Raw genomic sequence first — 13,091 nt, forward strand, 5'->3', positions numbered from 1 at the left:
TGTCGCAAACAGAAAACCACGAATGAAATCATTCCTCGCAACAAACGTATGCGTGAGTTTTACGACAAGAAGCGTGAAGAAGGAAAGCCATTTAAGGTAACAGTTATTGCTTGTGTAAATAAGCTTTTACATTGGATTTTTGCCCTATTAAAAAACAGAACCACTTTCCAAGATATAACTTAGAAACAACATCTAACTAAATAACGAAAAACCTTCCAGTTCAGAGAATAAGAAGGTTATTTGGTATACCCTTTTTTAGTATATCACGGTTGAATTTTAAAATTTAATGAAAAATATTGACAAACTATTAGCTGGTTTTGTTCAATAAGGAATTCAACAAAAAAGGCCGCTAATCCTTCCTGGATCAACGCACCCGTTAGTTTAAGTACCATTATTCACATACTTTTTAAAAAGGGATTAAACAAATGAATTTGAACAATATACTAATCCCCTAATTTTGTTAAATCTGATAAAGATAATTGGTCAACTACTTCATATCCGTTTCCTTTCCCTTTAGGTTTTTCAATAACTGTACCCATATTTGTTATTTGACCTAAACCTACTCCGTCTGGGAAACTATGAGCAATGACAATATTATTTTTTTCCACAGCTGGCTTTGATCCTAATACTGACTGAAGACTATTCAGTATTCTTTGTCTGTTTCCACTTGGTAAATTTCCGCTCAACCTATATACATCAACCCAAAAGAGATCAACTTGAACATTTCCACTCCCAAATGCTACTTTTCTTAGGAATCAAGTAATGATCTCTTCCAAGCCAACCCTTCCATTCCAAGTGAACTTTTTAATTTACTGCTAATGTATGTTATATATCCCGTCATTAAACCAATAAAAAAACAAACGGGAAAAATCGAGAACTATTCCCGTTTGTTTTTAAGCAAAGATTTAATCCATATTCTAAATGAGTGTCATGAGTGTTCCACCTATAGCGCCTGATACTACAATAATCCAAGGTGGTAACTTCCAATAAACTAACATGCTAAACAATATCGCTGCAAATGCAAAGTCAATTGGTGCTAAGATTGAACTAGTCTAAATGGGTTGATAAAACGCTGAGATTAATATACCAACTACTGCTGCATTTACTCCCATTAGGGCCCCCTTGACTTTAGGGTTTCGACGTAGGCTATCCCAAAATGGAAGTGTCCCTAAAATTAATAAAAATGCAGGTAAGAATATAGCAACTGTTGCGAGGATCCCCCCTTCCCATCCATTCATGACAGCACCTAGATAGGCTGCAAATGTAAATAACGGACCTGGTACAGCTTGGGCTGCCCCATATCCTGCAAGAAACGCCTCTTCACTCAACCAGCCAGTCGGTACAAATTCCCGTTCAAGCAATGGTAAAACGACGTGTCCTCCTCCAAATACAAGAGAACCAGAACGGTAGAAACTATCAAACATAGCAATCCAGTGAATTGAGGTAACTTCTCTTAATATTGGAAGAAGAATGAGTAAACCAAAAAACAATACTAAACATACTAATGCAAAGCCACGGCTAATCGGAAAACTAACTCTATCATCAGACTCATCTTTATGTTGTCTATAAATCAGGAAACCAATGAATGCTCATAGGAGAATAATTCCCACTTGAGTAAATGCTGTTTGCCACAATAATGTAACGATTAAAGCTAACAATGCGATTGCTTTTCTTTTTAAATCAGGAGTTAGCTTTTGAGCCATTCCTAAAATAGCATGTGCAACGACGGCAACGGCAACAATTTTTAAGCCATGAACCCATCCTGCGTCACTAACATCAAACCCGTTAAGAATCAACGCAAAAATAATTAGTGCAAGTACAGAAGGTATTGTAAAACCTAGAAATGAAACAATCCCACCTAATACTCCCGCACGCATGACACCTATACCTATTCCTACCTGACTACTAGAGGGCCTGGTAAGAACTGACATAAAGCAACTAAGTCAGCATAACTTTTTTCATCCATCCACTTCCTTCTACGGATATATTCATCATGAAAATACCCCAAATGGGCAATAGGCCCACCGAATGATGTGAAACCTAATCTAGTCGATACCATTAAAATTTCAAGTAATGATTTAAATAGACTTTTTTCTTTCGCTATTGATTTATCCACTAGCCTTCTCCTTCTGTTGTAAAAGATTTATGGGCTAATCGGTCCCCTTTAATTTTGTACCTTTATCTCTTCCAGCAATTCTTCGACATAATGTTGTGCTTGTTGAGCAGCGATACTGCCATCTCCAGTTGCTGTAACTATTTGTCTAAGTGTTTTTTCTCGGATATCACCTGCAGCAAATATTCCTGGTACCTTTGTTTCCATTAATTCATTTGTCTCTATATAACCATTGGAATTCGTTATACCCAGCTTTTCAAAGGGCTTAGTCAAAGGAAGCATTCCGATATAAATAAATACACCGTCAGTATTGAATTCCATCTTTTCACCATTCTTAGTAGACTCCAGGGTTACACTACCTACCTTGCCGTCTTTTTCATTAATCTGTTTAACGGTGTGATTCCAAATAAAATCAATTTTTTCATTCGCAAATGCTCGATCTTGGAGTATAGGTTGGGCTCGCAGCTCATCTCTTCGGTGAACGACTGTTACTTTTGAGGCAAACCTAGTTAAATAGACTGCTTCTTCGACAGCAGAATCCCCACCGCCAACTACTACAAGTTCTTTCCCTTTAAAGAACGCGCCATCACAAACTGCACAATAGGAGACTCCCCGGCCTCCAAGCTCTGATTCACCTGGTGCACCTAACTTCTTATACTCTGCTCCTGCCGAGATGATTAGGGCACGCGCTTTGTATTGTTTAGCTCCAGCAACCACAGTCTTATATTCCTTGCCATCGATGATTTCTTTCACATCACCATAGGCATATTCTGCGCCAAACTTTTTGGCATGTTCAAACATCTTTGTAGAAAGATCCGGTCCAAGTATATGGTCAAAGCCCGGGTAGTTTTCTACTTCTTCCGTGTTAACCATCTGCCCTCCAGGAACTCCGCGTTCAATCATAAGAGTTGCTAGGTTGGCACGTGAAGTATAGACAGCCGCAGTCATTCCAGCAGGTCCAACCCCGATAATGATAACGTCATATATAGTATCCACTGACATATTTTTCTCCTCCCAAAATAACGATTATGAATCTTCGTTGCCTTTAAGCGTTCGGATAGATTTTCTTTAATGCTTCCTTCATCTCTGGTTTTACATTAATTTTTGGTCTAACTGATTTTGCTATTTCCTCTGCAGCGTCAATAGTATTAGCTTGACCCAAATCGAGAAGTGTTCCAACTGCAACCGTCCCTGTGCGATTGCTGCCTCCCATGCAGTGAAAATAAATCTTCTTTCCTTCGTTGTAGGCATTTACGACTTCATTTATCGCCTTCTTAATAGCTTCTTCTTGGCGCTTTTCATCGTCCACAATTGGACTATGAATACGGTTATAATCAGAAGCTTCTTCAGGGGATTCTGCACGCAAATCAAAGATGACATCTACCTTTTCATTTTTCATAACGTCATGGACATCATCTGCACCGCCAATAAAAATACGATCCTTAATTAGTGCATGATAGTTTTTTTCACTCATTATTAAATCCTCCCTAATTAACAGCAGTCACTTTCGTTTCCTAGCAGAACAAATGCATTTTTATCTTCTGACACATCTAATGTTAGACCCTCGATATGTTCTTCAATATTTAGGTCTATTGCAACCCTGATTTCATTTATAGTTACTACTTTATCCTCTGCTTCCGGCTCATCCAGAGCCAGTCCAACCTGTGGCTTTCCTCAGCCAAAGCCCGCAAAGTAAACGCGGATGCCACCGGCAGCTTGATCATGAAATACTTGCTTCAAAAGATCACGCGCATCATTGGTGATTTGCATTATTTCTCAACCCTTCAAAAATTTATTTTAAGTAATTTTGCAAGTGTTTATAACCCGAATTATCTTGATTAATAAGCGGAACAATTGCACATTTAACAGCTAGTTCCTTATCTACTTTCTCGATCCATCTTTCTTCTGATATAGCTCTCCCACTTAAAACAGGATCAATAGTTTTAGTAGCGTACAGGCTTTGATTTACTACCCACCATTTAGGCTGAATACCAGCTCGCTTTAAATCTTCCTGTAAACGGCTCGCTTCCAGAACAGGTGTAGCTTCCGCCAAAGTAACAATTACTACACTTGTCTCTCGTGGATTTCTTAAACGGGGCAAAAGCTTTTCCACGCTCTCTGGTACTTCACCTGTAGAACGTGCTAGTTCTTTATGAAAGGACTGAGCAGCATCTAACAGTAGTAAAGTATGGCCAGTGGGTGCAGTATCAATAACGACGATTTCATCCTGTGAACGGTTCACAACTTCTGCAAACGCTCGGAAAATAGCGATTTCCTCTGTACATGGAGAATTCAAATCTTCTTCAAGATAAGCAATACCAGCTTCATCTAACTCTTTGCTGGCTTTTGAAAGAACTTCATTTTTGTAAGCTTCCACTTCATGCTTGGGATCAATTCTACTGATGGTTAGCAACTCATTAATTTTTTCATCCCGGAACATAAATTCAAGATGTGCCGCCGGGTCAGTGGTAGTTAAATGAACTTTCTTTTCCTCTTCCACTAGTCCAAGTGCAATTGTCGATGCCATCGTCGTTTTTCCTACTCCGCCTTTGCCCATGGTTAAAATAACCCTGGTTCCATTAATGGAGAAATCCTTAATGACTTCTTTCAAACCAGCTAAATCATATTTTAGGGCTGTAGAAGGTGTTTCTGAAGCTGACATCGTATAATGTTTTAATAGAAAACGCAGATTCTCAATTCCAGTTAAAGAATAAGAGACAAATGGTAAACAAAATGAGGGTACTTGTTTCAAAGAATCGGGCAACTTATTTAAAGCATTTCGTTGCTTTTGATAAAAGGAAGTGGAAACCTCATCAGTCGGAACATATTGCTTCATCAAACCATTGATAATTAATAATTGTTTCGTAATCCCTATCTCTCTCAATTCCTGTGAGGCTCTATCAGCTTCGAATAAAGATGATTCATCTGGTCTTGTCACCATGACTAAAGTAGTTTTAGCAGGGTCTGATAGTGCAGCAACTGTCTTAGAGTAAATATCCTTCTTTTCTGAAAGCCCTGATAGAGGCCCTAAACAAGAAGCTCCATGTGTACTCTCTTCTAGAAATCCTGTCCATGCATTAGGAAGTTGAAGAAGTCTCAATGTATGTCCCGTTGGCGCAGTGTCAAAAATGATATGGTCATACCCTTCTACAATTGCTGGATCTGCAAGCAAACTAGTAAATTCATCAAAAGCAGCTATTTCAACTGTACAAGCACCGGATAATTGTTCCTCCATTGTTAATACAACAGAATCAGGAAGCTTCCCTCGGTATGGGCCAACCACTTTTTCTCGGTAAGTTTTTGCCGCCTCTTCAGGATCTAAATTACATGCAAAAAGATTATTTACACTTGGCATAGACAATGGAGTATTTGATAATTCAATATCTAAAACATCTTGCAGATTAGAGGCCGGATCCGTACTAACTAATAATACTTTTTTTCCTTGATCAGCTAAAAAAACGGCAGTCGCACATGCTGTAGATGTTTTCCCTACTCCGCCTTTACCTGTAAAAAACAGAAATGGGGTGTTAACAGCTACTTTAGGATTAAAAGGTTGGTACATGTTTTCACTTCTTTCTTACTTGAAATCAATTTTCTTAACGGATTTCTTTTCTTTAAGTTCAGAAATACTTAAACCTGACCATTCTGAGAGCTGTTCATTTGTAGGATACTTCCCTAATGCAATAATCTCTCCATCTAATAACGTGACTGGCAATGCATCTGCACCTTTTTCATGAAGTATTTTATTTACAGCCTCATTTTTCGCAAATTTTCCCGGCTCGTTTGCCAAGTTGTATCGAGAAATATCAAAACCCTTTTTTTGTAAAAGGAATACTGCAGAAGCCATCCTTGTCAATTCCGGATCAACACTTGGTCCACATACTCCAGTAGGACAACATAATGCAGGATCAAAGATTTCGACTTTTTTCATCAAAAAACTCCTTTAGCTTTGAAAATAGCCAAGAGAATATACCTCTTGGCTAATAAGATTTACTTACCTGTTTCCGCAAATGTTTTGATTCGGTCTTTAATCTCATCACGTACACGCTGGAAGAAAGCCCATTTCTCTTCTTCTGTACCTTCAGCTTTTGCTGGGTCATCAAAACCCCAATGCTCACGTTTTACGTGTGGTGGTGTCATTGGGCAATGCTCATCTGCATGGCCACAAAGAGTAACGACTAGATCAGCGTTATTCAGGATTTGAGGGTCAATCACATCAGATGTGTGGTTGGAAATATCTACTCCTGCCTCTTTCATCGCTTTTACTGCATTAGGATTTAAGCCGTGCGCTTCTAGGCCAGCACTCTTAACTTCCCACTCATCTCCAAGATATTGTTTAGCCCAGCCTTCAGCCATTTGGCTTCTGCAAGAGTTTCCAGTACATAAAAAGTAGAGTGTTTTTTTAGTCATCGTTAATTCGCTCCCTTGTTAGATAATTAGTAACCAAATATATAGTCCTACAAGTGTAATAAACAAAGTAGGGATGGTTAAAATGATTCCTGTTTTAAAATAAGTGCCCCATGAAATCTTTACGCCTTTCAAAGAAAGAACGTGGAGCCATAGAAGTGTTGCCAATGAACCAATCGGAGTAATCTTCGGACCCAAGTCTGAACCAATGATATTTGCGTATATAAGTGATTCTCGGATAACTCCTGTTGTGTTAGTATCTGCAATCGCCAAAGCATCTATCATGACTGTTGGCATATTGTTCATAATTGAAGACAAAATTGCTGCAATAAAACCCATGCTGATTGTTGCGACAAACAAGCCCTGATCAGCCGCAACCTGGATAACATCTGCAAGGATGTTCGTCAAACCAGCGTTTCGCAGTCCATAAACGACTACGTACATTCCAATCGAGAAGAAGACGATTGCCCAGGGTGCTCCTTTTACAACATTTGAAGTGTGGACAGCAGGGCTTCTTCTAGCCATGATCAAAAAGAAAATGGCAACGATACCCGCAATAAACGATACCGGGATATTCAGGAATTCACTTGCGAAATATCCGACAAGCAGGATACCTAATACAACCCACGAAAGTCTGAACATCTTCATATCCTTGATTGCTTCTACCGGCTTCTTCAAGTCAGACATCTCATAGTTCTTTGGGATGCTTTTACGGAAGAATAAATATAAAACCAAAATACTTGCTGCTAAAGAGAAGAAGTTTGGCACGATCATTCGAGAAGCATATTCGACGAATCCAATATCAAAGAAATCGGCGGAGACTATATTTACCAAGTTACTTACTACTAATGGCAATGAAGTCGTATCGGCAATGAATCCACTCGCGATAATAAAAGGAAACACCATTTTTTCTTCAAATTTCAGATTCCGCACCATCGCCAAAACAATTGGTGTCAAAATCAAGGCCGCCCCATCGTTCGCAAACAACGCAGCTACGGCTGCACCCAACAGAGACACGTAAACAAACATTTTAATACCGTTGCCTTTTGCAGCTCGTGCCATGTGCAATGCAGACCATTCAAAAAATCCAATTTCGTCTAAAATGAGGGAAATAATAATGATAGCGATAAATGCTAGTGTCGCATTCCAGACAATCCCGGTAACATCAATAACGTCCTGGAAATCGACAACACCAAAGATTAGGGCCAAAATCGCTCCACCTACCGCTGACCAGCCAATTCCCAGCCCTTTAGGCTGCCATATTACCAAAGTCAGTGTCACTAGGAAGATAAGTGAAGCTATAATTGCTAATGACAAATTCAAACACCTCCGTTATTCACAAGAAATTCGTTTTCCTTGCTTTTCAAGTTCTGTTAATTTTTCTTCCTGACTAGGCAGTGCATTTAAAAGCAATTGTACAAAATCAAATTGTTCATACTCCTGATTAAGCGAGTAAAAGATCCATTGGCCTCTCCTGCTTTCTTTTACCAGCCCAGCATCCTTTAATTTTCGGATATGCTGGCTAATAGCCGGCTGACTTGTATCGAAAATCTCTACAAATTCACAAACACAGCAATCATGGTCGGCTAGGATCTTCACCATAGTTAATCTTGTTTTGTCACCGAGAAGCTTTAGCAAAGCTGCAGCATGTTCAATATCTATACCTTGTTTTATCATCGCACATTACCTCCATCACGGAATCATAATATAATAATACACTTATATAATCAAGTGCTTATATGTAAAATAAATATTAAGCTAATGTAAATTTTCTAATTGTTAGTTTGCTCCCAACAAACTGTTTTATGAACTTGAAAATTATTTAAAGAACTAAGATATAATTACATCATAAACATTTAAACTATTGGTGTATTGTCGTCAGTTTTTATTGGAAGGATTAGTAGATACTTTAAAAGGAAAGCCAAAAAGTAAATTGGTTTAGGAAGTGATTAGAATTTTACATGCAATTATATTGTTTTTATTCGCTGGTTTAGCTGAAATTGGCGGAGGCTACTTAATTTGGCTATGGCTAAGAGAAGGAAAACCATATTACTGGGGATTAGCTGGCGGGATTGCCTTAGCTCTCTATGGTGTTATAGCGACATTTCAGACATTTCCATCATTCGGCAGAGTTTATGCGGCTTATGGTGGAGTGTTTATTGTCTTATCCGTTTTATGGGGATGGGGAATTGATAGAAAAACACCTGATTTATACGATTGGTTAGGTGCAGGAATATGTATTCTTGGCGTTTCAGTAATGTTATTTTCACCACGCCAGTAGAAGGAGAATCTTTGATGGTCATACAAGCTAATATGTCACCTGGAGCAATTGTTGATGTTTGGGAAAAAACTGCCGATGTTTTTACAAAGTATAATATTCCTCTTGTAAATCAATCTTTGGAAACTCTGGTCAACAATAACCTTTTGATTTTGCTGCTTCAAGAACTAAATTCGATCGTAGGAAGTTCTACTGCAACTTGTATTGAAGGCGGCTGACAAATGCCTTTAAAAGAAGAGTAGTTTACTCTTTAATTAAGGTTTTTTCATAAACATTGTTGCTTCTCAACGAAAGCACGCGGTCAGCCTCGGCTTATTCGCTGATCAAATCTGCAACGGTTGCTCCGTTTATAGCCAGCAATTGCAAATAGGATCAACAGTCCGAAGTTACAACCAAAACCCACCAGTAAACATTGAAGTGGCTATTCAAATTCAGGTAAATGTTGACTGCTTCTGTTCCAGCTGAGTTAATGCTGATTCTCCATATCAGGATAAGCAATGCCTGATACCGACCCACTACCAAAAATAAAGAGACTGTCAAGATTACCTGACAGTCTTTCTTAGTTTCAACTCTAGTCTATTCTTCTATCGGAGGATTATAGTTATATTGTGAACGGTCAACTTCAATAAAGTCTTTAGGAGTGTAAAAGCGCAGCAAATCGCCATTTACGACTTTATCTGAGTTTGCAAGCTTTTGTTCCGCTACTTCCTGCAATCTTTTAGCTTCTTCTAATTTGTTTTCTTCCAGCAAATCTCCCGTAGACGAGTCATAATATTTGCCCTCTGCAGAAGTGATTGTCGGACTGACAAAATCTCCGTTCCTAAAAGGAACTAAATCATCATGCTGCTCTGATAGAATATCGGTACCAAAGTGCACATATTCTTTTGTGTTGATTCCAAGCAGATGCAGCAGGGTCGGAAGGAGGTCAATTTGTCCGGCATATTCGTGGTTCATTCCGCCTTCCATTCCTGGCACACGAATGAATAATGGAGTACGCTGCAATCCCGCACTTTCAAACGGTGTAATTTTCTTCCCTATAACTTCCTTCATTGCCTTATTGTGATTATTAGAAATCCCATAGTGATCACCATACATTATGATAATGGAGTTATCATATAAACCCGATTCCTTTAAATATGAAAAAAATTGTTCTAGAGCTTCATCTGCATATCTAGCTGTCTGGAAGTAATTATCGACTATTTTATTACCTGTCGTATGCTTCTCAAGTGTTGCCTCCTCTTGATCCATTGTAAATGGAAAATGGTGAGTAACCGTAATGAAATTAGCATAGAACGGCTGCGGCAATGATTCCAAATAAGGTTTAGATTGTTCAAAGAACGGTTTATCCATCAATCCATATTCAGCTAAATTAGTTGAGTCCATATCGAAATAACTGGAATCAAAAAACTTATCGTATCCCAAAGATTTATAAATTTCATCCCTGTTCCAAAAGCTCCCTGTATTTCCGTGGAAGACTGCAGATGTGTAGCCCTGCTTTTGGCTTAAGATTGCAGGAGCAGCTTGATAGGTATTTAACCCTTTCGTTGTAAAGGCTGAACCTTGAGGCAATCCATATAGCGAATTTGCTACCATGAATTCTGCATCAGCTGTTTTACCTTGAGCTGTTTGATGAAAGAAATTATCAAAGTATAGTGTATTCTCTTCATTCGTTAAGGAATTTAAGAACGGAGTAACCTCTTCACCGTGCAGTTCGTAATCAATAAGGAAATTTTGAATCGACTCCATGTGTACATAGATAACATTCATCCCTTTCCCTGCACCAAAATATTCAGGGTTTGGCTTAGCATAATTTGATTTTGTAAAGTTTATAATCTCCGTGCTATCATTACTGTCAGCCAAAGCCCTCTGTGCGTGGGCTTTAGTACTCTGGACAGCATCATAAACAGTATAATTGTACATCCCTAAATATTTCACAATGTAATTGCGGTCAAATCCTCGGGTTAATAATTGAGGACGATCCATTTCTGCAATTGCTAGATTTATTCCTGATATACTTAAAGCAACCAACATTAAAGTAGTTAACCTTCGCGGTGCTATCTTCTTAACTTCAATTCTCTTAAAATTAATTAAAAGCAAAGCTAGAATCAAAATTACATCCGCAAAGAACAACACATCTGAAGGTCTTAAAAGTGTTCCAATACTGCCGCTGACATCCCCGAAGTTTTGGGTCTGGGTTAAAGTGGGCAGAGTGATGAAATCATTAAAAAAACGATAATATAAAGCGTTGGCAAATAAGAGAATTGACAATAATAAATCAATTACGATTAATGAAATATACTTTAGTCGTCCTTTAAATAAAAAAGCAAATCCTAAAAATAATATAGAAGAACCCAATGGATTTAAGAACAGCAAAAACTGTTGAATGCTATTTTCAATTCCTAAATTAAATTGTGTTAACTGGACAAAATATGTCTTTAACCAAAGGAAGACAACTGCAGTTATGAAAAAGAAAGTAAATTTATTTGTTATCTTGTTATTTAACAGCATATTGATCTCTTCCTTTCATTCGGCCTGTGTGTTAAGTTAGTCGTCAAATTAAGCAGGTTCAATTTCAAAAAGCTTTTCAATAAAAGATAGTTTAACACGTATCTTCCCAAAATTGAACCATTTTGGTACTGGTAATTATCTATATGGTAACATGGTCATATTATTATCGTGGATAATGCGAGGAGTGATTGTAAGTGCTAATTGGCTATGCGAGGCCGTATTCAAGTGATCCACACTGTGAAGAGCAATTTAAGCTTCTTACCAACATAAACTGTGACAAAATCATAAAGGATGATCATTTTACATCTAAACAGGGAAAAAATCTTAAAAATATGATGAATAGGCTTAAACCAGGAGACACAATCGTAGTTGTGAAGCTTTTTGCTTTTGCAGATTCTACACGTCATCTAGCAGAATTGTTAAGCGCTATCGAGGATAAAGGAGCTAAATTTTTATCCTTAAAAGAAAATATCGATACAAGCAAAAATATCAAGGGTTCCTTCAAAGACATTATTTATCGAATCGTTGAATTTGAATCAGATATCATTAGTGAAAAAACTAAGAAAGGCTTAAGTGAAGCAAAACAAAAGGGAATCATTCCCGGGAGGCCAAAAATTCCAGACGAAAATGTGAATAGAGCAATAGAAATGTATCAAAGTAAAGAGTACAGCTTATCAGAAATTAAAAATGAAACCGGAATAAGCAAAACTACTTTATACAGATATCTTGAAAAGAAACAATAAATAAGGCAAAAACAGCTAATCATGTCCTTTACTTATGTGGACAATTATTTAATCTTATTTGTATATCATCTTTAGTTTTGCATTTCTTAATACCCGATGAGACGTTCTTTAAACTGAATATTAAGAGCTGCTCTCGCCTTTTTATAAAGAGTTAAATCTTTTGCTTTAAATCTTTTAGGAACTGGACTAATGCTTCTCCTGGTTCCTCATTTTGATAAACAATGGGGATGATTCCTCGTTCTTTCAATAGCCTTTCTTTAACAGGATTTGGGTCCACTAAAAAAATGTATGAGTTTGGTCGTAAAGATTCGTATCTAGATTTCTCCCATTGTTTTTGTAATTTATATAACATATACCTTATGTTAATATCGGATAAGCTATATCCAATAAACAAAATTGATTTTCCTAAAGAATCGGATCGCAGCTTAATATCCAAAGGTGATTCAAAATCCAGTCTGTTAAAAAAACTTGATTCGGTTAAAACGATGGATGAATCGTGATCAAAGTCCCCATGAAACTTGATGATCTGTGGTGTATTTTCTTTAATTCTTGCAATGTCCACCATATTTGTAATCTTTATATAATCCTTTTTATAATAATCGTAAGCATATTCCAGCCATCTATCAAAGTTAGTCGTATAGATAATTGGAAACCCAATTTCTACAATGATTTTATGAATTTCTGATTGCCCAATATCTATATTAGGATTATGCCACTTACGATCCATCCAACTTCTAAGTTCACCTAAAGAACCCTTTTGATGAAAGTAATATTCAGCTAAGATCAAAAAATCATTATTTCCCCAAGCATTAAGAACTTCTGGGTCGAATCCAAGCTGGCTGGCCATTTCATCAATCAATTCTCCATATGTTGGTAACCCCAAGTTTTTGGATATACCAGAACCCACGAAAAGAATGACATTATTATCTTTTATTAAATGAACTAATTCATTTATCATAAGTACACCCCTTCATCAAAGATATTATTTAAGAATAAAAAAAGTTCTCAAGTTAGATAATCTACATTGGCTGGTTGGGAAACA

The 13,091-nt window shown here is 37.5% G+C and carries 13 protein-coding genes and 2 pseudogenes; 4 read left to right on the forward strand and 11 right to left on the reverse strand.

What is annotated here, in order from left to right:
- Window positions 1-183: pseudogene (locus J7E35_RS21005) on the forward strand (IS110 family transposase); the annotation flags it as partial.
- 260 nt (window positions 184-443) lie between these two features.
- On the opposite strand, the gene J7E35_RS21010 reads toward J7E35_RS21005, so the two are convergent.
- The 9 genes and pseudogenes from J7E35_RS21010 to J7E35_RS21050 all read right to left on the reverse strand — a co-directional run bounded on the left by J7E35_RS21010 (window position 444) and on the right by J7E35_RS21050 (window position 8,197).
- Window positions 444-686 (reverse strand): hypothetical protein, encoded by a 243-nt coding sequence (locus J7E35_RS21010; protein WP_214783704.1) that lies wholly within the window; start codon window positions 684-686, stop codon window positions 444-446.
- A gap of 231 nt (window positions 687-917) precedes the next feature.
- Window positions 918-2,059 (reverse strand): annotated as a pseudogene (locus J7E35_RS21015) (chromate transporter).
- A gap of 105 nt (window positions 2,060-2,164) precedes the next feature.
- The gene (trxB, locus tag J7E35_RS21020) at window positions 2,165-3,115 is read right to left on the reverse strand and encodes a thioredoxin-disulfide reductase (RefSeq protein WP_214783707.1); all 951 of its coding nucleotides are present in this window, start codon (window positions 3,113-3,115) and stop codon (window positions 2,165-2,167) included.
- Between the two features lie 43 nt (window positions 3,116-3,158).
- Window positions 3,159-3,587, reverse strand: coding sequence for a protein-tyrosine phosphatase family protein (locus J7E35_RS21025; RefSeq protein ID WP_214783710.1), 429 nt, complete (start codon window positions 3,585-3,587; stop codon window positions 3,159-3,161).
- A 318-nt stretch (window positions 3,588-3,905) separates the two neighbouring features.
- On the reverse strand, window positions 3,906-5,675 hold the full coding sequence (gene arsA, locus J7E35_RS21030; RefSeq protein ID WP_214783714.1) for an arsenical pump-driving ATPase: 1,770 nt from the start codon (window positions 5,673-5,675) through the stop codon (window positions 3,906-3,908).
- A 15-nt stretch (window positions 5,676-5,690) separates the two neighbouring features.
- A complete protein-coding gene (gene arsD / locus J7E35_RS21035; RefSeq protein WP_214783716.1) occupies window positions 5,691-6,044 on the reverse strand; it encodes an arsenite efflux transporter metallochaperone ArsD in 354 nt (117 codons plus the stop codon).
- A 59-nt stretch (window positions 6,045-6,103) separates the two neighbouring features.
- On the reverse strand, window positions 6,104-6,523 hold the full coding sequence (arsC, locus tag J7E35_RS21040) for an arsenate reductase (thioredoxin) (protein ID WP_214783720.1): 420 nt from the start codon (window positions 6,521-6,523) through the stop codon (window positions 6,104-6,106).
- A gap of 18 nt (window positions 6,524-6,541) precedes the next feature.
- Window positions 6,542-7,837, reverse strand: coding sequence for an arsenic transporter (locus J7E35_RS21045; protein WP_214783723.1), 1,296 nt, complete (start codon window positions 7,835-7,837; stop codon window positions 6,542-6,544).
- 15 nt (window positions 7,838-7,852) lie between these two features.
- A complete protein-coding gene (locus J7E35_RS21050; protein ID WP_214783726.1) occupies window positions 7,853-8,197 on the reverse strand; it encodes an ArsR/SmtB family transcription factor in 345 nt (114 codons plus the stop codon).
- Between the two features lie 277 nt (window positions 8,198-8,474).
- Here J7E35_RS21050 and J7E35_RS21055 point away from each other — a divergent pair, with 277 nt between their 5' ends.
- Window positions 8,475-8,801, forward strand: a complete 327-nt coding sequence (locus J7E35_RS21055; RefSeq protein ID WP_214783787.1) for a YnfA family protein — start codon at window positions 8,475-8,477, stop codon at window positions 8,799-8,801.
- Window positions 8,802-8,815: 14 nt separating this feature from the next.
- Window positions 8,816-9,016, forward strand: a complete 201-nt coding sequence (locus J7E35_RS21060; protein ID WP_214783729.1) for a hypothetical protein — start codon at window positions 8,816-8,818, stop codon at window positions 9,014-9,016.
- Between the two features lie 358 nt (window positions 9,017-9,374).
- On the opposite strand, the gene ltaS is transcribed toward J7E35_RS21060, so the two are convergent.
- On the reverse strand, window positions 9,375-11,306 hold the full coding sequence (gene ltaS / locus J7E35_RS21065) for a lipoteichoic acid synthase (protein ID WP_214783732.1): 1,932 nt from the start codon (window positions 11,304-11,306) through the stop codon (window positions 9,375-9,377).
- A 194-nt stretch (window positions 11,307-11,500) separates the two neighbouring features.
- Here ltaS and J7E35_RS21070 point away from each other — a divergent pair, with 194 nt between their 5' ends.
- Window positions 11,501-12,049: a recombinase family protein gene (locus J7E35_RS21070; protein WP_214783735.1), complete on the forward strand. Its 549-nt coding sequence runs from the start codon at window positions 11,501-11,503 to the stop codon at window positions 12,047-12,049.
- A 151-nt stretch (window positions 12,050-12,200) separates the two neighbouring features.
- Here J7E35_RS21070 and J7E35_RS21075 read toward each other — a convergent pair whose 3' ends face one another.
- A complete protein-coding gene (locus J7E35_RS21075) occupies window positions 12,201-13,007 on the reverse strand; it encodes an SIR2 family protein (RefSeq protein ID WP_214783738.1) in 807 nt (268 codons plus the stop codon).
- Between the last annotated feature and the right edge of the window lie 84 nt (window positions 13,008-13,091).

The organism is Bacillus sp. ISL-45, assembly GCF_018613195.1.
In the GTDB taxonomy this organism is placed as follows: Bacteria; Bacillota; Bacilli; order Bacillales; family Cytobacillaceae; genus Mesobacillus.